The organism is Tsukamurella conjunctivitidis (assembly GCF_007858475.1).
Taxonomy (GTDB): Bacteria; Actinomycetota; Actinomycetes; order Mycobacteriales; family Mycobacteriaceae; genus Tsukamurella; species Tsukamurella conjunctivitidis.
Window position 1 is genome coordinate 100,414 of record NZ_VIGX01000002.1, and the last position, 22,961, is coordinate 123,374.

Here is a 22,961-nt window from a genome sequence, read left to right on the forward strand (position 1 = left end):
GAACACACGAAAGCGGCGGCGAGGAATCCTCGCCGCCGCTTCGGGTGTCTCAGAGCGTCAGTGCGCGTCGGAACCGGCCGTCTCGGCGCGGGCGACCGAGCGGGCGATCTCCTCCTCGGCCTCCTGCTTGCCGACCCACGACGAGCCCTTGACGAACTTGCCGGGCTCGAGGTCCTTGTAGTGGACGAAGAAGTGCTCGATGGCGTCCAGCTCGAACTTGTCGATGTCGCCGATGTCCTGGACCGAGTCCCAGCGGGGATCGCCCGCGGGTACGACGAGCACCTTGTCGTCGCCGCCCTTCTCGTCCTCCATCTTGAACATGCCGATGGCGCGGCAGTCGACCAGCGACCCGGGGATCACCGACTCCTGCAGCAGCACGAGCGCGTCCAGCGGATCGCCGTCCTCGCCCAGGGTGTCCTCGATGTAGCCGTAGTCGGTGGGGTAACCGAACGACGTGTACAGGTAGCGGTCCAGCTTGAGGCGGCCGGTCTTGTGATCCACCTCGTACTTGTTCCGCGAGCCCTTGGCGATCTCGACGGTGACCTCGAATTCGACGCTCATTGTTTCCCTTCGCTCGCGTCAACCATGCACGCCGAGGATACCCGGGTCGGGTTGCCGTTAGGGTGGTACGGTGCGACGCTCGCGGATCCGACGGACTCTCCTACGCCTCGCGATCACCGTGATCGTGCTGGCGCTGGTCGTCGTCGGCACCGTCGCGGCGGCGCTCGGGTACGGCGCCTACCGCGATCGGCAGGATCTCGCGGACAAGGTGCCGCCCCGCCCCGCCGAGGTCGCCTACACCCCCGCGATCGCACAGGTCTCCGGCTCCGTCGCCCCGAGCGCGGCCGGGATCACGAGCCAGATCGATGCGGCGCTGCGCAATCCCGACCTGGGCGACTTCACCGGCGTCATCGCCGACGCCGGCACGGGCCAGGTGCTGTGGCAGCGCGACGCCGCGCGTCCCCGCACGCCCGCGTCGACCACCAAGGTGCTCACGGCGGCCGCCGCGCTGCTGACGCTGCCGGCCGACAAGCGGATCACCACGACCGTGGTCGCGGGTGCCGCTCCCGGAGAGGCGGTCCTCGTCGGCGCCGGTGATCCCACGCTCCGCGCGGGCGGGCCGTCCCTGTTCACCGACGCGCCGAAGATCGCCGACCTCGCCGCGCAGCTCCGCCGCGCCGGGACGCCGATCACCCGGATCACGGTCGACACCTCACTGTTCACCGGCACCGACTTCGCCCGCGGCTGGGAGCGCGCCGACATCGCCGGCGGCGACATCACCCCGCTCCAGTCCCTCATCGCCGACTCCGGTCGCGTCCGGCCCGCCGACGACTACTCGCCGCGCGTCACCGACCCCGCGCTGACCGCCGGCCGCGCGCTCGCCACCGCGCTCGGCCTGCCGCCGTCCGCCGTGGCGGAGGGTGCCGCGCCGCAGGGCGCCGCGCAGCTCGCCGCCGTCCGCAGCGCGCCGCTGGTCACTCGCCTGCACGACGCCCTGGTGCACTCGGACAACGTTCTCGCCGAGTCCATCGGCCGCGAGGTCGCGCTCGCGACGAATCAGCCCGCCTCCTTCGACGGTGCCGCCCGCGCCGTCGTCGCCGCGCTCCGGAACGCCGGCTTCGACCTCACCGGGGTGGAGCTCTCCGACACCAGCGGCCTGTCCAGCGCCAACCGGATCCCCGCGGCGGTGCTCGACGGCATCGTCACCGGGGCCGCCGGGGCCGGCAAGCCGCAACTGCGTCCCCTGCTCGACCTCCTGCCCGTCGCCGCCGCCACCGGCACCCTCGCCGACCGGTACGTCACCGTCAACCGGCCCGGCGCGGGGTACGTGCGTGCCAAGACCGGGAGCCTGTCGGGGGTCTCCACGCTCGCCGGGTACGTCCCCGGTCGCGACGGCGCCGTGCTGACCTTCACTCTCATGTCCTCCGGCACGCCGGTCGACGTGGCCCGGCCCGCCATGGACGCCGTGACCGCCGCGCTCCGCGGCTGCGGGTGCCGCTGATCGCCATGGACGAGCCGAAGTCGGTACGCGCGCAGGTGGACTGGGCGGTCGCCGCCGCCTCCGGCCGTCGTGTCGCCAGGCTCCTCGGCGACGGTCCCGCGACCACCGCCTACACGCGCGAGCGCGCCGCCGCCGAACTGCTCGAGGACGCCGTCGCCGCGGAGGAGCACGTCCGGGGCGTCACCGGCCTCGTCACCCCCGGGACCGTGCCGCCCGCCCGCACCGTGGATCGGCGGGCATGGGTCTCGGCCGCGGCCCGGTCCATGGAGGCGCTGGTCGAACCCGACGACGCCCCGCACCCCGGCCTCGGCGCCCGCCTCGCGGGCGTGCAGGCCGGCGCCATGCTCGGCATGGTCTCCGGATCCGTACTGGGCCAGTACGATCCCTTCGGCGTCGAGGGCGGCGAGCTGCTGCTCGTAGTACCCAACGTGCTCGCGGTCGAGCGGGCGCTGCGGCTGCGGCCCGAGGACTTCCGCATGTGGGTGTGCTTGCACGAGGTGACGCACCGCGTGCAGTTCGCCGCCAACCCGTGGCTGCGGGACTACATGCGGGACAACGTCGCCGCGCTCGCGGGCGCCAGCGGCGCCGGTTCCGTGGGCGACCTCCTCGCCCGGACCCAGCGCGCCCTGTCCGGCGGTGCACGGCACAGTGGCATCATCGGCGTCCTCGAGGTCGCCGCCGCGCCGGAGCAGTTCGCGGCGGTCGAGCGTCTCCTGATGCTCGGCACCCTGCTCGAGGGCCACGCCGATCACGTCATGGACGCCGCCGGACCCGCGGTGATCCCCACCGTCGCGTCCATCCGCGCCGCCTTCGACCGGCGGCGCGCGGCACCGTCGAATCCGTTCCAGCGGCTCCTGCGCGCCGTGATGGGCATGGACGCGAAGATCGCGCAGTACGTGCGGGGCAAGAAGTTCGTGGACGCCGTGGTGGCCGAGGTCGGCATGGAACGGTTCAACCGCGTGTGGACCGGGCCCGAGACGCTGCCCCTGCCCGAGGAACTCGACGAGCCGCAGCGATGGATCGCCCGGGTGCTGTGAACCGCCCCGGGCCGGCGGCGCTGCGCGTGCGGCACGCCGTCCGTGCCTGGCTCGACGCCCACGGTCCGGTCCCGGCGGTGGCCGTCGCCCTGTCCGGCGGAGCCGACTCCCTTGCACTGCTCACCGGGGCGCTCGCCGAGGGCCTCGATGTGCGCGCCCTCGTCATCGACCACGGGTTGCAGGAGGGCTCGGCCGCCGTGGCCGAGCGCGCCGCGGCGACCGCCCGTCGGCTCGGTGCGCGCCGGGCCGAGGTCCTCGGTGTCGTGGTCGACGACGCCGGCGGCCCCGAAGCCGCCGCCCGCACCGCCCGGTACGCGGCCCTGGACGCGGCTCGCGACGGCGCCCCGGTGCTCCTGGGGCACACCCTCGACGACCAGGCCGAGACGGTGCTCCTGGGTCTCGGCCGGGGCAGCGGCGCGCGTTCGCTCGCCGGGATGGCGGCCTGGGCCCCGCCCTACGGACGGCCGCTGCTGGGCGTGCGCCGCGCCGACACCCGTGCCGCCTGCGCGGAGCTCGGCCTGACCCCGTGGGAGGACCCGCACAACCTCGACCCGCGGTACACCCGCGTGCGGGTGCGCACCGAGGTGCTGCCGCTCCTCGAAGACGTCCTGGGCGGGGGAGTGGCCGAGGCGTTGGCCCGCACCGCGGCGTCGCTGCGCGCCGACAACGATGCGCTCGACGGGCTCGCCCCCGCCCCGTCGGGCCCGGAGCTGGCGGTCGAAGAGCTCGCGGGACTTCCTGCCGCCCTGCGGATCCGGGCGTTGCGCAGCTGGCTCGCCGCCCGCGGCGCGCGGGCGCTGACGGGGACCCATCTCGCGGCCGTGGACGCGTTCGTCACCGACTGGCGCGGCCAGGGCCCGACGGCGATCCCGGGTGGAAGTGCGGGGCGGCGGCTGCAGGTGCATCGGACAGGTGGCATTCTGAGAGCGTGGTGAACGGCACTGGTGAGTTGTACGCGGGAGACATCGCCTCGGTGGTCCTCTCGGAGGAGCAGATCAAGCAGCGGACCGCGGAGCTCGCGGCGCAGATCGCGCAGGAATACGGCGAGCGGGAGACCGATCTCCTCCTCATCACCGTCCTCAAGGGCGCGGTCATGTTCGTGACCGACCTGGCCCGGGCGCTGCCCGTGCCCACCCAGCTCGAGTTCATGGCCGTCTCCAGCTACGGCTCGTCGACGTCGAGCTCCGGCGTGGTGCGGATCCTCAAGGACCTCGATCGCGACATCGCGGGCCGTGACGTGCTCATCGTCGAGGACATCATCGACTCCGGCCTCACCCTGAGCTGGCTGCTGCGCAACCTCGCGACGCGGCAGCCCAACTCGCTCGAGGTGGTCACGCTGCTGCGCAAGCCCGACGCGGTGCGCGTGGAGGTCGACGTGAAGTGGGTCGGCTTCGACATCCCCAACGAGTTCGTCGTGGGCTACGGCCTCGACTACGCCGAGCGCTACCGCGACCTGCCGTACATCGGCGTGCTGGAACCCAAGGTCTACAGCGAATGACGCTGCTCACCGCTGCGGCAACCGCGGAGCGGGTGCGATCGGGACGGCTCACCGCCGTCGACGCCGCCCGCGAGGCGCTCACCCGCATCGGTGACGACGCCGTCCACGGCTGGCGGGTCCTGCGCGCCGAGCAGGCGCTCGCCGAGGCCGCGGCCGTCGACGCCCGGCCCGACCGCTACTCGCTGCCGCTGGCCGGTGTGCCCATCGCGATCAAGGACAACGTCGCCGTCTCCGGTCACCGGACGTGGGACGGGGTCTCCGAGGCCTGCGGCGCGGGCCTGCCCGTCGAGCAGGCCGACCATCCCGTCGTGAAGCGGCTGCGCGCCGCCGGCGCCGTGGTTCTTGGGCTGACCCGTGTCCCCGAGCTCTGCCTGTGGGCCATGACGGACGACGCCCGCGAGGTCGTGGGCAATCCGCACCGGCCGGGCCGCACGGCCGGCGGCAGCTCGGGCGGCAGCGCCGCCGTGGTGGCCGCGGGCCACGTCGCGCTCGCGCACGGCAACGACGGGCTCGGCTCGCTGCGCGGCCCCGCGGCGTGCACCGGGATCGTCGCGATCAAGCCCGGCCGCGGCGTCGTGCCGGCACAGCTCGGGCCCACGAACTGGTTCGGCATGTCCGAGAACGGTCCGATGACGCGGACCGTCGAGGACGCCGCCCTCGGCCTGTCGGTCCTCGCCGGGCGGCCGGAGCTCGCCGTCGTCGGCGACGGTGCCGGGCTCCGCGTGGGGCTCGGACTCAACCGCCCGACCGCGGTCACGTTCACCTCCCGCGGCATCCGCCGCGCCGTGCGGGGCGCCGCCGACCGGCTCGCCGAGCGCGGCCACGCGGTGCGCGAGGTGTCGGTGCCCTACCCCGCGTCGCCGCTGCCCCTGCTGGCCCGATGGGCGGCCGCCGCCGCGACCGACGCCGACGACATCGTCGCGCGCGGGGCGAATCCGCGCCTGCTGCAGGCCCGGACCCGTCGACACGCGGCGATCGGCCGCGCGGTCGAGCGCCGCGGCCTCGTCCGGCCCGCCGACGCCGCGCGGATCGAATCGGCCCTGGAGCGGTTCTTCGCCGCCGAGGACGTCGACGTACTGGTGACGCCCGTGCTGGCCCGCAGGCCCGCGCCGGCCCGGCCGTACGCCGAACTGCCCTGGGCCGCCAGCGCGATCCCGAGCCTCGCGTACGCTCCCTACCCCAGTCTGTGGAACCTGGTCGGCTGGCCGGCGATGACCGTGCCCTTCCTGGGTGAGGGCGTGCAGTTGATCGCCCGGCCCGGGGGCGAGGCGGACCTGCTCGCTCTCGCGGCGAAGATCGAGGTCTGAGGAGCGCGTCGCGGCCGGCGCGATGCGGACTCCGCGCGTCAGCCGCGGTTGCGCAGCATCGGCACGCCCTCGAACGGGTTCCAGCTGGTGCTGCCGCGCGTGACGTGCAGGAAGTACGCCCAGTTCGCGACGCTCTGGTAGAGGAGTCCGGTCACGATGCCGTACGAGACCGGCGGGAACGTGAAGTTCAGGGCGGTCTCGACCAGGGAGAGGACGACGACGATCGCGACGGCGATGCCGAACAGGCTCAGCCCCTTCCGCCAGGGCCCCTTGATCGCGAAGTAGATCGGGCCGAAGAAGAAGGCCGGACCGTTGAAGCCCAGCCGGAAGCGCTCCCCGAAGGAGAGCTGCTTGAACGCGGCCGTCGCCTCGGGCGAGGACGCCGGCTGCCCGTAGCGGCCGAAGAACTCGAACCGGCTGCGCCACCGTTCCGGCACGTCGACGGCGGCGGGCGCCGGGCCGGGGTAGGGCTGCTGCGCCGCGTACGGGTCCGGCCCGAACGCGGGCTGCGAGTACGGCTGCGCGCCGTACGGGTGCCGCGGATCGGTCGGGTACTGGGGCGGGACGCCGTTCTCGGTCATCGGAGCAGCATAAACTTCGCGAAACGGACGGTGTTCGCTCAGGGCGCACCCACGCGACCGGTTCGGCTGCGGCGCTGCACGGTAACCTGGGAAGTCGACCCTGCGCGGCCCGCCGCGCGCCGGAAGAAGAAGGACTGACGAGCCGCGAGGCGAAGCCATATGAAACGGAAATCACTTATCCGCACGCTGGCGATCATCGCCGGATTCGTCCTGCTCGTGTGGGCGTTCACCATGGTCGGCGGCAGCAACCGCGACTACAAGCCCGAGTCCACCTCGCTGGTCGTGGCGCAGCTCGAGGCCAAGAACGTCACCGATGTCCAGATCGATGACCGCGAGCAGACGCTGCGCGTGACGCTCGCGAAGCCCGTCGAGGGCGAGAACGGCACCGACGGCGGGACCAAGGTCTACGCGAAGTACCCCGCCGGCACCTCCCGCGACATCCTCGGACTCGTCCAGGACGCGCAGAACCCCGACGGCAAGCCGGTCACGTATACCACGAACGTGACACAGGAATCGCCGTGGATCTCGATGCTGCTGTTCACGCTGCTCCCGATCCTGCTGCTCGTCGGCCTGTTCTTCTTCCTCATGAACCGCATGCAGGGCGGCGGTCGCGGGGGCGTCATGGGCTTCGGCAAGAGCAAGGCCAAGCAGCTCACCAAGGACATGCCCAAGACCACCTTCGCGGACGTCGCCGGCGCGGACGAGGCGGTCGAGGAGCTGTACGAGATCAAGGACTTCCTGCAGAACCCGGCCCGCTACCAGGCCCTCGGCGCGAAGATCCCCAAGGGCGTGCTGCTGTACGGCCCGCCCGGCACCGGTAAGACGCTGCTCGCGCGCGCCGTCGCGGGCGAGGCCGGTGTGCCGTTCTTCACCATCTCCGGCTCCGACTTCGTCGAGATGTTCGTCGGCGTCGGCGCCTCCCGGGTGCGCGACCTGTTCGAGCAGGCCAAGGAGAACAGCCCCTGCATCATCTTCGTCGACGAGATCGACGCGGTCGGCCGCCAGCGCGGCGCCGGCCTCGGCGGCGGCCACGACGAGCGCGAGCAGACCCTCAACCAGCTGCTCGTCGAGATGGACGGCTTCGGTGACCGCCAGGGCATCATCCTGATCGCGGCCACCAACCGGCCCGACATCCTCGACCCGGCGCTGCTGCGCCCGGGCCGCTTCGACCGGCAGATCCCCGTGTCCAACCCGGACATGGCCGGCCGCCGGGCGATCCTCAACGTGCACGCGCAGGGCAAGCCCCTCGCGCCCGATGCCGACCTCGACGGCCTCGCCAAGCGGACCCCTGGCATGTCCGGCGCCGACCTCGCCAACGTGATCAACGAGGCCGCCCTGCTGACGGCCCGCGAGAACGGCTCCGTCATCACCGCCCCGACTCTCGAAGAGGCCGTGGACCGCGTCGTCGGCGGCCCGCGCCGCAAGAACCGGATCATCTCGGAACACGAGAAGAAGGTGACCGCGTACCACGAGGGCGGTCACACCCTGGCCGCGTGGGCGACGGAGGGCCTCGACCCCGTCTACAAGGTGACGGTGCTCGCGCGCGGCCGCACCGGCGGCCACGCGCTCGCCGTGCCCGAGAACGACAAGGGCATGTACACCCGTAACGAGATGATCGGCCGACTGATCTTCGCGATGGGCGGACGCGCCGCCGAGGAACTGGTCTTCGCCTCGCCCACCACGGGCGCGTCGAGCGACATCGATCAGGCCACGAAGATCGCCCGCGCCATGGTCACCGAGTACGGCATGAGCGCGCGACTCGGCGCCGTGAAGTACGGACAGGACGAGGGCGACCCGTTCCTGGGCCGCGGCATGGGCGGCGGCGTGCAGTACTCCGACGCCGTGGCCGCGCAGATCGACGAGGAGGTGCGCTCGCTCATCGAGGCCGCGCACACCGAGGCGTGGGCGATCCTCAACGAGTACCGCGACGTGCTCGACGTGCTCGCCGGCGAGCTGCTGGAGAAGGAGACGCTGGTCCGCAAGGACCTCGAGCGGATCTTCGAGTCCGTGGAGAAGCGCCCGCGGATCACGCAGTTCGACGACTTCGGCACCCGCATCCCGTCGACCAAGCCCCCGATCAAGACCCCCAAGGAGATCGCGATCGAGAACGGCGAGCCCTGGCCGCCGGTCGATGAGGAGGCCGAGCGCCGCAAGCAGGAGCAGGAGAAGGCAGCTGCCCTCGCCGGCGCCCAGTCCGCGCAGAACGGCCACCCCGGCCAGTGGGGCGCGCCCGCGCCGGCCGGACAACCCTGGCCCGCGCCGGGCTACGGCCAGCAGGGGCAGCCCCAGCCGGCGTACGGCCAGCAGGGGCAGGGCCAGCCGACCTACGGCCAGCAGGGCCAGCCGACCTACGGCCAGCCCGGCTACCAGTGGGGCGGCCAGCCGAACTACCCCGGCCCCCAGTACCCGGCACCGGGCACCTACGGCCAGCCGCAGGGCCAGCACGGGCAGCAGCCTCCGCAGGGGAGCCGTCCCGATTACGGTGCGCCCGCCGGCTGGTCGGCGCCCGGGTGGCCCCCGCAGGGCCAGCAGCCCCAGGGCCAGGGCGAGACCGGTCAGCAGGGCGGGGAGCAGTCCGGCCCGGACCGATCGAGCGAGAGCTGATGGGCGACCATCGCGGGGCCGCGGTGGCCCCGTTCGATCACGAGCGCGCCGTCGCCGCGGTCCGCGAGCTGCTGATCGCCGTCGGCGAGGACCCGGACCGCGAGGGTCTGAAGAAAACCCCCGAGCGGGTCGCGCGGGCCTTCCAGGAGGTCTTCGGCGGGCTGCACACGGACCCGGACACGGTGCTGGACACCACCTTCGGCGAGGACCACGACGAGCTGGTGCTGGTCAAGGACATCCCGATGTATTCCACCTGCGAGCACCACCTGGTCTCCTTCCACGGGGTCGCGCACGTGGGCTACCTGCCCGGCGAGAGCGGCCGGGTCACGGGTCTGAGCAAGTTGGCCCGCGTCGTGGACCTGTACGCCAAGCGGCCGCAGGTGCAGGAGCGGCTCACCGCGCAGATCGCCGACGCGCTGGTCCGCAAGCTCGATCCCCGCGGTGTGATCGTGGTGATCGAGGCCGAGCACCTGTGCATGGCGATGCGCGGCATCCGCAAGCCGGGCGCGAGCACCACCACCTCCGCGGTGCGGGGCGCCTTCAAGGACAGTGCGACCTCGCGCGCCGAGGCGCTCGAACTGATTCTGCGCCGGTGACCACCAGCCCCGGGACGGACGGCACGACCCTCATCATGGGCGTCGTGAACGTCACCGCCGACTCCTTCTCCGACGGTGGCCGCTACCTCGACCCCGCGGCCGCCGTCGCGCGGGCGCGCGATCTCGTGGCCGACGGTGCCGCGATCGTGGACGTCGGCGGGGAGTCGACCCGGCCGGGCGCGCACCGCGTGCCCGCCGAACTGGAGCGCGACCGCGTGGTGCCGGTGGTCTCCGCGCTCGCGGCCGAGGGCGTCGCCGTCTCCGTGGACACCATGCGGGCCTCGGTGGCCGCCGCCGCGCTGGACGCGGGCGCCAGGATCGTCAACGACGTCTCGGGCGGCCGTGCCGACCCCGACATGACCCGGGTGGTGGCCGACTCGGACGCACCGTGGATCCTCATGCACTGGCGGCCGTCGCCGGGAGCGCCGGGCCCGGTGTGGGCCGGCATCCACCACGAGATCACCGAGTACGACGACGTCGTCGCGGAGGTGCGCGACGAACTGCTCCACCAGGCGGACGCGGCGATCGCCGCGGGCGTCGCCCCGGAGCGGATCGTGCTGGACCCCGGCCTCGGCTTCGCCAAGAACGCGGACCACAACTGGGAGCTGCTGCGCGGGCTTCCCGTCCTGCAGGACACCGGCTTCCGGATCCTTGTCGGAGCCTCGCGCAAGCGCTTCCTCGGCGAACTCCTCGGCGGCCGCGAACCCGCGGGCCGCGAGGTGGCGACCGCGGCGGTCTCGGCGCTCGCGGCGCAGGCCGGGGTGTGGGGCGTGCGCGTGCACGACGTGCGGTCGACGGCGGACGCCATCGCCGTGACCGAGGCCTGGCGGAAGGGCGGTGCCTGATGGCGGACCGGATCGAACTCACGGGCCTGCGGGTGCGTGGGAACCACGGCGTCTTCGACCACGAGCGCCGCGACGGGCAGGAGTTCGTCGTCGATCTCGTGCTCTGGGTCGACTCGCGGCCCGCGGCGGCCTCCGACGACCTGAACGACACCGTCGACTACGGGGCCCTCGCGCAGCGCGCCCACGACATCGTCGCGGGGGAGCCGCGCAACCTCATCGAGACCGTCGCCGCGGAGATCGCCGACGAGATCGCCGCCGACGAGAAGGTGTACGCCGTGGAGGTCACGGTGCACAAGCCGTCCGCGCCCATCCCGCTGACGTTCGCCGACGTGGCCGTCATCGCGCGGCGCTCGCGGTCCGGCGCCCGGAGCGTGCAGTGAGCCGCGCGGTCCTGTCCCTCGGCGCCAACCTCGGCGCGGCGGACCTCGCCGTCCGCGCCGCGATCGACGCCCTCGGTCCCGCGCTGGTCCGCGCCTCGGCGCTGTACCGCACCCCGCCCTGGGGCGGGGTCGAGCAGGACGACTTCGTCAACGCCACCGTCCTGGTGGACGATCCGGCGCGCGACGCCGCGGGCTGGCTGGCGTTCGCCCGGGAGCGGGAGGCGCAGGCGCAGCGCGTCCGCGAGGTCCGCTGGGGCCCCCGCACGCTCGACGTCGACGTGATCGCCGTGTGGGAGGACGACGCCGGCGGACCCGTGTTCTCCGACGATCCCGAACTGACGCTGCCGCATCCCCGCGCGCACCAGCGGGCCTTCGTGCTCGTCCCCTGGCTCGACGCCGACCCCGCTGCGGAGCTGCCGGGGCGCGGCGCCGTCGCCGACCTACTGCGGGCCCTGCCCGCCGACGAGACCGCGGAGGTGACGCGCCTGTGAGCGGACCGTCGAACGACCCGAACCGGGAGCCTGAGGAGCCGGGCGGCCCGACCGTGCGCGCCACCGGCTGGATCGAGCTGGTGGTGATCGTGCTGGGCGTCGGGCTCGGCTCCTACCTGCTGGTGCGCAACGTGGTGCCGGTGGTCCCCGTGTGGGCGGGGGCGCTGCTCTACGGCGTCGCCGCGGCGGACCTGTACATCGCGCAGCTCGTGCGCTCGCGGCTGGCCCGGGGCGACGTCGGCTGGGGGCCGGGGCGGATCCACCCGATCGCCGTCGCCCGCGCCGTGGCGCTCGCCAAGGCGTCCGCGTATCTGGGTGCCGTCGCCCTGGGCTTCTTCGGCGGCATGCTCGTCTTCCTCCTCACCGAGGGCGCGAGCCTGACCGCGACCCACGCCGACCGGCCGGGCGCCTGGATCGGGGCCGCCGGGGCGATGCTGCTCCTGGCCGCCGCGCTGTGGCTGGAGCGGTGCTGCCGCACCCCCGACGATCCCGACGACCAGCCCGCCGACACATCGCCAGCCTGAGGAACCAGACCTCAGGTAAAAGGTAAGGTCGCGGATATGACGCAACCACCGATCCCGAGTTCACGAAAGCGTGTCCCGCGACGTTCCTCGGGGGCGGGTCAGTGGATGCTCGGTGCGGTGATCCTGCTATCGGTCCTCGGGACCGGCATGTGGGTGTTCTCGGAGGACCGCCGGTGGGGGCTGGTCTCGCTGATCCTGCTGGTGTGGGGGCTCGTGATCGCCGCCTTCCTCATCGCGCGCTACTCGCGCGACCTGCGCGCCGCCGAGTCGAAGGAGAGCGGCCTCAAGACCGTCTACGGGCTGCAGCTCGAGCGGGAGATCAGCGCGCGCCGCGAGTACGAGCTGCAGGTCGAGCGCGACGTGCGCGCCGAGCTCAAGGAGGAGTCGAACGAGGAGCTGACCGCCCTCAAGGCGGAGGTGCTCGCACTGCGCGCGAACCTCGAGGAGTTGCTCGGCCGCGACCTGGGCCCGTCGTACACCGAGCTCTACGCCGCCGCGGAGCAGCGCGCGCTGGACGCGCAGCGCGCCAAGTCCGTCTTCGAGGACGACGACCGGTTCCGCGCGCAGCAGGACTTCGCCGGCGTTCCCGAGCCCGATGCCGCCGTCGACGACTACTACGGCGCGGCGTCGGTCGCGGGCGAGCCGATCGACGAGGCGACGGTGACCGACGTCCCCGCCGCGCCCGGCCCGGCCGGTCCGTCGGTGCCCTCGGGCCCGTCGGGCGCCGACCGCCCGCAGGAGGAGTCGCCGACCACGGTCTTCCACGTCGTGACCGACGAGCCCCCGGCCGCACCCTCGGCGCCGGCCGCCACCGCGACCGAGGCCGATGCGCAGCCCCCCGTCGACGTGGAGCACGTCGACCACGTCGAGGGGGACGACGAGCCCTTCGTGCCGCTCGCGCCGCAGTCCGGATACCGCTCGCCGCTGCCGCCGCGCCCGTACACGCCGGACGCCCCGCCCAGCGCGCCCGCGGCGGGTGCGCCGTACTCCCCGTTCCAATCCGCACCCCCGCAGGCCCCGCAGTACCAGGGCCCGCAGGCGCCCGCCGCCGACTCCCAGGGAGCCCGGTACCCGGGTGCCGGGCATCAGGCCCAGCACCAGGGCCAGGGGCCGCAGGGCCGGCCGTGGGCGCAGGACCAGCAGCGGACCCCGCCGCAGCAGGCGCCGGAGGATCGGCAGGAGCAGCAGGTCGAGACCGGGCACGCCGGGCAGCACACCTCGGGCAGCACCGTCGCCGATCTCATCGCCCGGATGAACGCCGACACCGAGCGCTCCGGCGGCGGCCGTCGCCGCAAGCCGGAGTGATGATCTAGCTCACACGTCGTTGCCCGCGCGACCAGCACGGGCATAGCCTTTCGGTGACCGTCTGGTACCCGCGACGCGGGACTGGAACGACCCCCTGGGAGGCGTACGCCCATGCCCGAGTTCGCGGACTCGCCTGATGCTGTGGATCAGCTGGCGGGCATCCCCAATCCCCCCACCCCCGCGCGACTGTCCGTGGGCGTGATCTCCGCCGGCCGCGTCGGCACCGCCCTCGGCGCCGCCTTCGAACGGGCCGGCCACATCGTCACCGCGGCGTCCGCACCGTCGGACCGCTCCCGCAACCGAGCGGCGCACCGCCTGCCCGAGGCGCGCGTCGACGCCCCCGCGGTCGTCGCCGAGAAGGCGGAGCTGCTGCTCCTGGCCGTGCCGGACACGGAACTCCCCACCCTGGTCCATGCGCTCGCCGCCCGCGTGAACCCGTCGGCGATCGTGCTGCACACCTCCGGCGCGCTCGGTGTGGGCGTGCTCGCGCCGCTCGCCCGGCTCGGCTGCACCACCATCGCCTTCCACCCCGCCATGACCTTCGTCGACGATCCCGACGACACCGCCCGGCTCGCCGACTGCTGCGTCGGCATCACCGCCGCCGACGAGATCGGCCACGCCGTCGGCCAGGCCCTCGCGCTGGAGATCGGCGCCGAGCCCGTGCGGGTACCCGAATCCGCCCGGCCGCTGTACCACGCGGCGCTCGCGCACGGCGCGAACCACCTGGTCGCCCTCGTCGACGACGCCGTGGTCGCCCTGCGCGCGGCGTTGGCCGCCGGGGCGGGGCTCGACGATCCCGAGTTCCTGGGCGGCGGCTCCGCCGAATCGCTGGCCGAGCGGGTGCTCGCGCCCCTGGCCCGGGCCGCCCTCGAGAACGCCCTCGCCCGCGGACCGTCGGCCCTCACCGGCCCCGCCGCCCGCGGCGACACGGCGGCGGTGACCCGTCACCTGGCCGCGATCGACACCGTCGACCCGGCCATCACCGACGCCTACCGCGCCCAGTCCCGGCGCGCGGCCGCCCAGTCCGGAACCTCAGCCATGATCGACCCAGCCCTCGAGAAGGACAACCGATGAGCGCACCCACCCGCCCGTACACCCCCGGCCAACTGACGGTGCACCACGACCCGGCGCAGCTGACCAAGGTCACCACGGCCCTGAAGTCGACGGGACGGCAGATCGCCTTCGTGCCCACCATGGGCGCGCTCCACGCGGGCCACTTGGAGCTGGTGCACGCCGCCAAGCTGAACGGCGCCGTCGTCGTGGTGTCGATCTTCGTCAACCCGCTGCAGTTCGGCGCGAACGAGGATCTGGACGCCTACCCGCGCACCCTGGACGCGGACGTCGAGAAGCTCCGTGCCGCGGGGGTCGAGCTGGTCTTCGCGCCGTCGGCCGCGGACATGTACCCCAACGGCCCGCGCACGACGATCCAGCCCGGCCCCGCGGGCCTGGGCCTCGAGGCCGACAGCCGGCCGACGCACTTCGCGGGCATGCTGACCGTGGTGAACAAGCTGCTCAACATCGTCCGCCCGCACACGGCCTACTTCGGCGAGAAGGACTACCAGCAGCTCGTGCTGGTGCGGCAGATGGTCACCGATCTGAACATGGACGTCAAGATCGTCGGTGTCCCGACGGTCCGCGAGCCCGACGGCCTCGCGATGAGCTCGCGCAACGTGTACCTGTCGGAGGAGGAGCGGGAGGCCGCGACCGCATTGTCGGCGGCGCTGCTGGCCGGCGCGTACGCCGCGCAGGGCGGCGAGGCCGCGATCCTCGCCGCCGCGAACGACGTCCTCGCCTCCCGCCCGGGCATCCAGGTGCAGTACCTGGAGCTGCGTGCCCCCGACCTGGGCGTCGCGCCGGAGAAGGGCGACGGCCGGTTGCTGGTGGCCGCCAAGCTCGGCGACACCCGTCTGCTCGACAACGTGGGCATCGCCATCGGCACCGGATTCCTCGAGGAGCCGGGAGCGGAGCGAGCGGGCCTCGTCGACGGAGTGGAGGCCCAGTAATGCTGCGCACCATGATGACCAGCAAGATCCACCGCGCCACCGTCACCGAGGCGAACCTGCACTACGTCGGCTCGGTCACCGTCGACGCCGACCTGCTGGACGCCGCGAACCTCCTGGAGGGCGAGCAGGTCGCCATCGTCGACGTGACCAACGGCGCGCGACTGGAGACCTACACCATCGCCGGCGAGCGGGGGAGCGGCGTCATCGGGATCAACGGCGCCGCCGCGCATCTGGTGAACCCGGGCGACATCGTCATCCTCATCGCCTACGGCCAGCTGGACGAGCAGGAGCTGAAGACCTACGCGCCGAGCGTCGTCTTCGTGGACGCCGACAACCGGCCGGTCGAGCTCACCGCCGATGCGGCGCACGTGCCGGACGGCTACGGCCTGGTCACGGGGCGCGTCTAGTGCTGCTGGCGATCGACGCCGGCAACACCTCGGTCACGGTGGGGTTGTTCGCGTCCGCGGAGGGCGAGGACCTGCTCGGCACCTGGCGGCTGCGCAGCGACCCGCGGATGACCTCCGACGAGCTGGCGCTCATCCTGAACGGCTTCCTCACGGGCGCGGGCGTGGATCCCGCGGCGGTCACGGGCGTCAGCGTGCTGTCGACGGTGCCGGAGCTGTTGCGCTCGCTGCGCGCGGTGATGCCCCGCTACTACCCGGCGGCCGAGCACGTGATCCTCGAGCCGGGTGTGAAGACCGGGGTGCCGCTGCTCGTCGACAATCCGCGCGAAGTGGGCACCGACCGTGTCGCCAATGCGGCGGGCGCCTTCGAGCTGATCGGGCGCACGGCCGGGGCGCCCTGCGTCGTCGTCGATTTCGGCACGTCGACGCGGGTGGACGTGGTGAGCGCCAAGGGCGAGTTCCTCGGCGGCGCGATCGCCGCCGGCGTGGGGAGCGCGCTGGACGCGCTCGCCGAGCGGACCGTCGCGCTGCGCCGCGTGGAGCTCGTCGCGCCGCGGTCGGTGATCGGGAAGAACACCGTCGAGGCGCTGCAGTCGGGCATCATCTACGGCTTCGCGGGCATGGTGGACGCGCTCGTCGGCCGGGCGCTCGACGTGGTGCCCGGGGCCCGGGTGGTCGCGACGGGCGGCTTCGATGAGGGCATCGCCACCGAGTGCTCGACCGTGACCGACCGTCGCGCCGACCTCACACTGCAGGGGCTGCGGGCCGTGTACCTGCGGGAGTGCGCCAACCGGGCGCAGCGGGACAAGCGCGCACGGGATTCGCGTCACTCGTGATTCGAACCCTTGCCGCCGGCGGCGGCGGGGTGCTAGCTTCGCTGTCATGAGCCAGGTGCGCAGCTGCATGGAGTGTTGTCGGGTCCGCTAGGAACCCGACCCCCTTTCGCTGCCCGGACGCGCCCCATGGCGCTCCGCCTCCCTCCTGGAGATCCTCGATGCACCCCGTGCACTTCACCCCCGCCGCAGGCCAGATCGTCGTCGACGTGCGGGACCAGTCCGAACGCAACCGCGACGGCATCCTTCCCGGCGCCGTCGCCCTCGATGCGGCCGCCGTCGCCGCCAGGCTCGTTCCCGGCCTCCCGACCAGCCTCGCAGCGGCCGGCCCCGACGCGCAGTGGCTGCTGGTCAGCGGTAACGGCGCCACCGCCGCCGCGATCGCCACCCGCCTCCGGGACCGCGGCGTGCAGGCGTCGTCGGTCGACGGCGGTTTCCGCGCCCTCGCCCTGGGCATCGCGCCCGGCACGGGCCGGGCGGGCTCGTCCGAGGCCTACGAGCGGGCGCTGGCGCAGTTCGCCGCTCACGAGGCCTGAACCGCCCGTAGTGCCGAGCCCGCAGTAGTGCCGGTGCCGACGACGATCATGGACGGAGTGGTTCCGGCCCCCGCATCACCGATCCGGAGCGATCGGAGCCGGGCGGTAGGATCACCACCCGTGAATGCTGCGCCCGTGACTGCACCCCTGGACGACTGGGTCTCCCGCCTCGCGGATGAGGCCGTGGCCTTCGCCGAGCGGAACGGGACCCCGGTGAAGGTGGCGTCCGGCATCTCGCCGTCGGGCCCCATCCACTTGGGCAATCTCCGCGAGGTGATGGTTCCCCACCTCGTGGCCGACGAGCTGCGCCGCCGCGGTCTGCAGGTGGAGCACATCATCTCCTGGGACGACTTCGACCGGTTCCGCAAGGTGCCGAACGTGCCCGGCGTGGACGAGACGTGGTCGCAGCACATCGGTAAACCACTGACGCGCGTGCCGGCGCCGCACGGCTCGGACGCCGAGAACTGGGCCGAGCATTTCCGGCGTGAATTGCAGAGTGCGCTCGAAGAACTCGGCGTCGAGTACCGGGGTATCAGCCAGACGCAGATGTACACCAGTGGTGCGTACATCGATCAGGTGCTGCACGCGATGGCGCAGCGGGGGCGCATCGATTCCATCCTGGAGCGTTATCGGACGCTCGATCGCGGCGATTCGGCGCCGACGCAGGGAAATGCGGAAGAAACGGACGCGGACGCGGCCGATGCGGCTTCGGGCGCGGCGGAGGAAGCGGATGGATCGGGTGATTCCGGTTACTACCCGTACAAGCCCTACTGCTCCGTGTGCGGCACCGATTTCACCACGGTAACGGCGTACGACGACGAATCGACCGATCTCACCTACGTTTGCCGTTGCGGTCATACCGAAACGGTTGTTCTGCGCGAGCACACCGACGGAAAGCTCGTGTGGAAGGTCGATTGGCCCATGCGCTGGGCATTCGAGAAGATCACTTTCGAGCCCTCCGGTGTCGATCACCAATCCCCGGGGTCTTCGTTCGCCGTCGGCAAGGACGTGGCCCCGATCTTCGGCTGGAAGCGGCCGCTGGGCCCGATGTACGCCTTCGTCGGCATCCGCGGGATGGCGAAGATGTCGTCCTCGAAGGGCGGCGTGCCGACGGCCGCGGTCGCGCTGCGCTACCTCGAGCCGCCGCTGCTGCGCTGGCTCTACGGTCGCAAGAAGCCGAACCAGTCCTTCGACGTGGCGCTGGACGGTGAACTGCCCCGCACCTACGACGAGTGGGACGCGCTGGTCCGCAAGACGGCCGGCGACAAGGCGCAGCCCGGCGACATCGCCGCCTACGCGCGCGCCGCATCCGTGCTGGACACGGCGTCGCAGCAGGTGCGGCAGCTCCCGCTGACGCCGCGCCCGATGCCGTACAAGACGCTGGCCTCGGTGGTCGACATCACCACCGGCGACGACGAGCAGACCCTCCGCATCCTCGCTGCGCTGGAGCCCGACCGGCCGCTGGAGGAGCTGTCACCGCTGCGCCCGCGGCTCGATCGCGCCACCGCCTGGGTGGCCGAGCAGATGCCGGCGGAGGAGCGCACCGTCGTCCGGAGCGAGCCGGACACCGAGCTCCTGCGGTCCCTCACGGACGAGCAGCGGGAGGGCCTGCGGTTGCTGCTGGAGGGCTCCGGTGTGCCGGCACCGTCCGGCCTCGGCCGCCTCGAGGACGATTGGTCACTCGCCGGCATCACGCATCAGGTGTACGGCGTCGCCAAGGTGCAGCGCGGTATGGGAGCGGATCAGATCGTCAAGGGCGATAAGGAGCTGGCGGCGGCGCAGCGCGCATTCTTCGTGCTGCTCTACCGCTTGCTCGTCGGCAGTGATACCGGGCCCCGGTTGCCCACTCTCCTGCTCGCCGTCGGCGCGGACCGCGTGCGTTCACTGGTGCGCCCGGAGTAGAGGCGCGATGCGGGGAATTGCACGTCAACCGTGCGATTCGCCGGAATTGCGTCGCATCCGGACGCCCGCCGTTACCCGATCGCGACAATGATCCGCCGCGTTCGAATCGAATCAATGCCATTCGTGTGTATACACTCGATTTCGAACGACGCAATGGACCATTTACTTCGAGAAGGGGCCAATACTATGGCGCGCAAGGTCACCGTTACGCTGGTCGACGACGTGGACGATACGCAGACCGCTGACGAGACCGTGGAATTCGGCCTGGACGGCGTCACGTACGAGATCGACCTGTCGTCGAAGAACGCTGCGAAGCTGCGTGGCTCCCTCGAGGAATGGGTCGCGAACGCTCGTCGGGCCGGCGGTCGCAAGCGCGGCACGCGCGCTCTCGCCGCCCCTCGCGGTCGCACGCCGATCGACCGCTCGCAGAGCGCCGCGATCCGCGACTGGGCCCGCAAGTCCGGCATGAAGGTCAACGACCGCGGCCGGATCAGCCAGGACGTGATCGACGCGTACAACGCGGCGAACTGACCGCTCCTCGACCCCACCCCGGCGCACGATGCGCCGGGGTGGGGTCGTATCCGGGGCCGTTTCGCTCACGGCGGAACGGGGATCAAATCCCGCCGGGGGCGCGTTTGACCTGGTGTATCAGGAACGGAACGGAGGGCGACGGTGCCCGCGGGCCCCGACTGCGGGGCACTGCCGACACCACCGCTGACCGCTCCGAACTACAGTGAGAAGACGTTGATTGCAGACGGCTATCTGCGGGTCCGGCGCGAGCCGGTCCCCGAAGTAACCGGGATGTGAGGAAAATGGCCATGTTCGAGAGGTTCACCGACCGCGCTCGCCGCGTCGTCGTCCTGGCGCAAGAAGAAGCCAGGATGCTCAATCACAACTACATCGGCACCGAGCACATCCTCCTGGGCCTGATCCACGAGGGTGAGGGCGTGGCCGCCAAGGCCCTCGAGTCGCTCGGCATCTCCCTCGAGGGAGTGCGCAGCCAGGTCGAGGAGATCATCGGGCAGGGCCAGCAGGCCCCGTCGGGTCACATCCCCTTCACGCCGCGCGCCAAGAAGGTCCTGGAGCTCTCGCTGCGCGAGGCGCTGCAGCTCGGCCACAACTACATCGGCACCGAGCACATCCTGCTCGGCCTGATCCGCGAGGGCGAGGGCGTCGCCGCCCAGGTCCTGGTGAAGCTGGGCGCCGATCTCAACCGCGTGCGCCAGCAGGTCATCCAGCTGCTCTCCGGCTACCAGGGCAAGGAGGGCGGCGGCGAGCCGGCCGGCGCCGGGGCCCGGACGAGCGGCGGAGGCGAGGCGGGCACCCCGTCGACCTCCCTCGTGCTGGACCAGTTCGGCCGGAACCTGACCGCCGCCGCGGCGCAGGGCAAGCTGGACCCGGTCATCGGCCGGTCCAAGGAGATCGAGCGCATCATGCAGGTGCTCTCGCGGCGCACCAAGAACAACCCGGTGCTGATCGGTGAGCCCGGCGTCGGCAAGACCGCCGTCGTCGAGGGCCTGGCGCAGGCCATCGTGAACGGCAACGTCCCGGAGACGCTCAAGGACAAGCAGCTCTACACGCTGGACCTGGGCTCGCTGGTCGCCGGCTCGCGCTACCGCGGTGACTTCGAGGAGCGCCTGCGCAAGGTGCTCAAGGAGATCGATACCCGCGGCGACATCATCCTGTTCATCGACGAGCTGCACACGCTCGTCGGCGCGGGTGCCGCCGAGGGCGCGATCGACGCCGCGTCGATCCTCAAGCCGAAGCTGGCCCGCGGTGAGCTGCAGACCATCGGCGCGACCACCCTGGACGAGTACCGCAAGTACATCGAGAAGGACGCCGCCCTGGAGCGCCGCTTCCAGCCCGTCCAGGTGGGCGAGCCGAGCGTCGAGCACGCCATCGAGATCCTCAAGGGCCTGCGCGACCGGTACGAGGCGCACCACCGCATCTCCATCACGGACAGCGCGCTGGTCGCCGCCGCCACCCTGGCGGACCGGTACATCAACGACCGCTTCCTCCCGGACAAGGCGATCGACCTGATCGACGAGGCGGGCGCGCGCATGCGCATCCGCCGGATGACCGCGCCGCCGGACCTGCGCGCCTTCGACGACAAGATCGCCGATGCCCGCCGGGAGAAGGAGTCGGCGATCGACGAGCAGGACTTCGAGAAGGCCGCGTCGCTGCGCGACAAGGAGAAGCAGCTCATCGGCGAGCGCGCCGAGCGCGAGAAGCAGTGGCGCGCCGGCGACCTCGACGTCGTCGCGGAGGTCGACGAGGAGCAGATCGCCGAGGTCCTGGGCAACTGGACCGGCATCCCCGTCTTCAAGCTCACCGAGGAGGAGACCACCCGTCTGCTCCGCATGGAGGACGAGCTGCACAAGCGGATCATCGGCCAGGAGGACGCCGTCAAGGCGGTCTCGAAGGCGATCCGCCGTACGCGCGCCGGCCTGAAGGATCCGAAGCGCCCGTCGGGCTCGTTCATCTTCGCCGGCCCGTCCGGCGTCGGTAAGACCGAGCTGTCGAAGGCGCTGGCGAACTTCTTGTTCGGCGAGGACGACGCGCTCATCCAGATCGACATGGGCGAGTTCCACGACCGCTTCACCGCCTCGCGCCTGTTCGGTGCCCCTCCCGGGTACGTGGGCTACGAGGAGGGCGGACAGCTCACCGAGAAGGTGCGCCGCAAGCCCTTCTCCGTGGTGCTCTTCGACGAGATCGAGAAGGCGCACAGCGAGATCTACAACACGCTGCTGCAGGTTCTCGAGGACGGCCGCCTGACCGATGGTCAGGGTCGCACGGTCGACTTCAAGAACACGGTGCTGATCTTCACGTCGAACCTCGGTACGGGGGACATCTCGAAGGCGGTCGGCCTGGGCTTCACGTCCGGCGATTCCGACGGTGCCAACTACGACCGGATGAAGCAGAAGGTCAACGACGAGCTCAAGAAGCACTTCCGGCCCGAGTTCCTCAACCGCATCGACGACATCGTCGTCTTCCACCAGCTCACGCAGGATCAGATCATCGAGATGGTCGACCTCATGCTGAACCGCGTGGGCAATGCGCTGAAGAACAAGGACATGGGGCTCGAGGTCAGCGACCAGGCCAAGTCGCTGCTCGCGAAGCGCGGCTTCGACCCGGTCCTCGGTGCCCGGCCGCTGCGCCGCACCATCCAGCGGGAGATCGAGGACGCGCTGTCCGAGAAGATCCTGTTCGGTGAGATCGCCGCGGGCCAGATCGTCGCGGTCGACGTCGAGGGCTGGGACGGCGAGAGCAAGGGCGAGGACGCGAAGTTCACCTTCGTCGGCAAGCCCAAGCCGCCCACGGCCGATCTGGAGAAGAAGTCGGACGAGGCCCTGCCCGCTCTCGCGGGCGAGAAGACGTCCGGCGAGACCGCCTAGCGTTCGCTCGACGCCGGTCGGTTCGAGGAGCCGTCACCCTGCGGGGTGGCGGCTCTTCGCGTTCCCGGGTTGCGGGCCGGTCCGGTCCGCGGGCGACGGCGGCTCGGTGCCGGCGAGCCTGCCGATCTCCTCCCGCAGGGCGCGCACCTCGGCGGTCAGCTCGTCCACCTCGCGGTCGGTGCGCCGGGCGCTCGCGTCGACCGCTTTGAGCTGGTCGACGACCCAGCTGGTCGCAGTGCCGATCGCGAAGCTGATCAGGCCGATGCCGAAGACCATCAGGCACAGGGCGACGGCCCTGCCCTCGACCGTCACCGGATAGATGTCGCCGTAGCCGACCGTGGTGACGGTGACCGCGGCCCACCACAGGGCATCGCCGTAGCCCGTGACCTTCGTGTCCGGGGCGCCGCGCGGAGCGCGCGCAGCGGACGGAACGGCGGCAGCGCGATGGCGAGCAGATCGATCGGGTGGGTGCGCACGAACCGCCAGCGATCGGTGGAGAGCCGTACCCGGATCAGGTAGTCGGCGAGGAACGCCGCCCAGATCGCTATGTCGCTCCAGTCGACGAGGTGCCGAACGAGGGGCGTCGGGGCCACGTCGAGTACCTGCACCGCGTACACGGCGAGGAAACCGAGGGCCAGGGCGATCATCAACGGGTTCGTCCGGCGTTCCCAGACCTGCCTGCGCGTCACCGGCGAAAGGTACTCCGGGACGGCGGTTC

The 22,961-nt window shown here is 72.0% G+C and carries 24 protein-coding genes; 20 read left to right on the top strand and 4 right to left on the bottom strand.

The annotated features are described in order from the left end of the window. Positions 1 to 57 precede the first annotated feature (57 nt). Positions 58 to 561, bottom strand: coding sequence for an inorganic diphosphatase (locus FK530_RS04275; RefSeq protein ID WP_146485743.1), 504 nt, complete (start codon positions 559 to 561; stop codon positions 58 to 60). 70 nt (positions 562 to 631) lie between these two features. On the opposite strand from FK530_RS04275, the gene dacB reads away from it, so the two are divergent. From dacB to FK530_RS04300, 5 genes are read left to right on the top strand one after another with little or no spacing between them, the layout of a single operon-like run. After that, positions 632 to 2,002 carry a D-alanyl-D-alanine carboxypeptidase/D-alanyl-D-alanine endopeptidase gene (dacB, locus tag FK530_RS04280; protein WP_146485744.1) on the top strand — a complete coding sequence of 457 codons (1,371 nt, stop codon included), beginning with the start codon at positions 632 to 634 and terminating at the stop codon, positions 2,000 to 2,002. A 5-nt stretch (positions 2,003 to 2,007) separates the two neighbouring features. Continuing rightward, positions 2,008 to 3,039 carry a zinc-dependent metalloprotease gene (locus FK530_RS04285; protein WP_146485745.1) on the top strand — a complete coding sequence of 344 codons (1,032 nt, stop codon included), beginning with the start codon at positions 2,008 to 2,010 and terminating at the stop codon, positions 3,037 to 3,039. Next, positions 3,018 to 3,974 (top strand): tRNA lysidine(34) synthetase TilS, encoded by a 957-nt coding sequence (gene tilS, locus FK530_RS04290; protein ID WP_191834159.1) that lies wholly within the window; start codon positions 3,018 to 3,020, stop codon positions 3,972 to 3,974. Before FK530_RS04285 ends, tilS begins: the two co-directional genes overlap by 22 nt. Continuing rightward, positions 3,971 to 4,537: a hypoxanthine phosphoribosyltransferase gene (gene hpt / locus FK530_RS04295; protein ID WP_410468454.1), complete on the top strand. Its 567-nt coding sequence runs from the start codon at positions 3,971 to 3,973 to the stop codon at positions 4,535 to 4,537. The genes tilS and hpt overlap by 4 nt, the downstream gene beginning before the upstream one ends. Then, positions 4,534 to 5,844 (top strand): amidase, encoded by a 1,311-nt coding sequence (locus tag FK530_RS04300; protein ID WP_146485747.1) that lies wholly within the window; start codon positions 4,534 to 4,536, stop codon positions 5,842 to 5,844. Before hpt ends, FK530_RS04300 begins: the two co-directional genes overlap by 4 nt. A gap of 38 nt (positions 5,845 to 5,882) precedes the next feature. On the opposite strand, the gene FK530_RS04305 is transcribed toward FK530_RS04300, so the two are convergent. Further along, the gene (locus FK530_RS04305; protein ID WP_146485748.1) at positions 5,883 to 6,425 is read right to left on the bottom strand and encodes a DUF2628 domain-containing protein; all 543 of its coding nucleotides are present in this window, start codon (positions 6,423 to 6,425) and stop codon (positions 5,883 to 5,885) included. Positions 6,426 to 6,584: 159 nt separating this feature from the next. Between FK530_RS04305 and ftsH the strand changes: the two genes are divergently transcribed. The 15 genes from ftsH (at position 6,585) to FK530_RS04380 (ending at position 22,243) form a co-directional block, all read left to right on the top strand. Next, positions 6,585 to 9,029: an ATP-dependent zinc metalloprotease FtsH gene (gene ftsH, locus FK530_RS04310; RefSeq protein WP_146485749.1), complete on the top strand. Its 2,445-nt coding sequence runs from the start codon at positions 6,585 to 6,587 to the stop codon at positions 9,027 to 9,029. Continuing rightward, the gene (folE, locus tag FK530_RS04315) at positions 9,029 to 9,625 is read left to right on the top strand and encodes a GTP cyclohydrolase I FolE (RefSeq protein WP_146485750.1); all 597 of its coding nucleotides are present in this window, start codon (positions 9,029 to 9,031) and stop codon (positions 9,623 to 9,625) included. Before ftsH ends, folE begins: the two co-directional genes overlap by 1 nt. Positions 9,626 to 9,660: 35 nt before the next feature. Continuing rightward, complete coding sequence (gene folP, locus FK530_RS04320) at positions 9,661 to 10,470, top strand: dihydropteroate synthase (protein WP_146486293.1); 810 nt, start codon at positions 9,661 to 9,663, stop codon at positions 10,468 to 10,470. After that, positions 10,470 to 10,850: a dihydroneopterin aldolase gene (folB, locus tag FK530_RS04325; protein ID WP_146485751.1), complete on the top strand. Its 381-nt coding sequence runs from the start codon at positions 10,470 to 10,472 to the stop codon at positions 10,848 to 10,850. Before folP ends, folB begins: the two co-directional genes overlap by 1 nt. Beyond that, positions 10,847 to 11,341: a 2-amino-4-hydroxy-6-hydroxymethyldihydropteridine diphosphokinase gene (folK, locus tag FK530_RS04330; RefSeq protein WP_146485752.1), complete on the top strand. Its 495-nt coding sequence runs from the start codon at positions 10,847 to 10,849 to the stop codon at positions 11,339 to 11,341. The genes folB and folK overlap by 4 nt, the downstream gene beginning before the upstream one ends. After that, positions 11,338 to 11,865, top strand: coding sequence for a DUF3180 domain-containing protein (locus FK530_RS04335; RefSeq protein WP_146485753.1), 528 nt, complete (start codon positions 11,338 to 11,340; stop codon positions 11,863 to 11,865). Before folK ends, FK530_RS04335 begins: the two co-directional genes overlap by 4 nt. 117 nt (positions 11,866 to 11,982) lie before the next feature. After that, complete coding sequence (locus FK530_RS04340) at positions 11,983 to 13,170, top strand: DUF6779 domain-containing protein (protein WP_146485754.1); 1,188 nt, start codon at positions 11,983 to 11,985, stop codon at positions 13,168 to 13,170. 111 nt (positions 13,171 to 13,281) lie between these two features. Further along, positions 13,282 to 14,244, top strand: a complete 963-nt coding sequence (locus tag FK530_RS04345; protein WP_146485755.1) for a Rossmann-like and DUF2520 domain-containing protein — start codon at positions 13,282 to 13,284, stop codon at positions 14,242 to 14,244. Next, on the top strand, positions 14,241 to 15,173 hold the full coding sequence (gene panC / locus FK530_RS04350) for a pantoate--beta-alanine ligase (RefSeq protein WP_146485756.1): 933 nt from the start codon (positions 14,241 to 14,243) through the stop codon (positions 15,171 to 15,173). Before FK530_RS04345 ends, panC begins: the two co-directional genes overlap by 4 nt. After that, entirely contained in the window at positions 15,173 to 15,580 is a 408-nt protein-coding gene (gene panD / locus FK530_RS04355) for an aspartate 1-decarboxylase (protein WP_146485757.1), read from the top strand. Before panC ends, panD begins: the two co-directional genes overlap by 1 nt. Continuing rightward, positions 15,580 to 16,413 carry a type III pantothenate kinase gene (locus tag FK530_RS04360; RefSeq protein ID WP_146485758.1) on the top strand — a complete coding sequence of 278 codons (834 nt, stop codon included), beginning with the start codon at positions 15,580 to 15,582 and terminating at the stop codon, positions 16,411 to 16,413. The genes panD and FK530_RS04360 overlap by 1 nt, the downstream gene beginning before the upstream one ends. Before the next feature lie 158 nt (positions 16,414 to 16,571). Further along, positions 16,572 to 16,946, top strand: coding sequence for a rhodanese-like domain-containing protein (locus tag FK530_RS04365; protein WP_146485759.1), 375 nt, complete (start codon positions 16,572 to 16,574; stop codon positions 16,944 to 16,946). Between the two features lie 135 nt (positions 16,947 to 17,081). After that, positions 17,082 to 18,848 (top strand): lysine--tRNA ligase, encoded by a 1,767-nt coding sequence (locus FK530_RS04370; protein WP_231706495.1) that lies wholly within the window; start codon positions 17,082 to 17,084, stop codon positions 18,846 to 18,848. Between the two features lie 186 nt (positions 18,849 to 19,034). Then, a complete protein-coding gene (locus tag FK530_RS04375) occupies positions 19,035 to 19,379 on the top strand; it encodes a histone-like nucleoid-structuring protein Lsr2 (protein WP_146485760.1) in 345 nt (114 codons plus the stop codon). A 287-nt stretch (positions 19,380 to 19,666) separates the two neighbouring features. Continuing rightward, on the top strand, positions 19,667 to 22,243 hold the full coding sequence (locus FK530_RS04380) for an ATP-dependent Clp protease ATP-binding subunit (RefSeq protein ID WP_146485761.1): 2,577 nt from the start codon (positions 19,667 to 19,669) through the stop codon (positions 22,241 to 22,243). A gap of 33 nt (positions 22,244 to 22,276) precedes the next feature. On the opposite strand, the gene FK530_RS26570 is transcribed toward FK530_RS04380, so the two are convergent. Next, positions 22,277 to 22,609 carry a potassium channel family protein gene (locus FK530_RS26570; protein ID WP_231706527.1) on the bottom strand — a complete coding sequence of 111 codons (333 nt, stop codon included), beginning with the start codon at positions 22,607 to 22,609 and terminating at the stop codon, positions 22,277 to 22,279. Beyond that, positions 22,552 to 22,932 carry a hypothetical protein gene (locus tag FK530_RS26575; protein WP_231706531.1) on the bottom strand — a complete coding sequence of 127 codons (381 nt, stop codon included), beginning with the start codon at positions 22,930 to 22,932 and terminating at the stop codon, positions 22,552 to 22,554. The genes FK530_RS26570 and FK530_RS26575 overlap by 58 nt, the downstream gene beginning before the upstream one ends. Between the last annotated feature and the right edge of the window lie 29 nt (positions 22,933 to 22,961).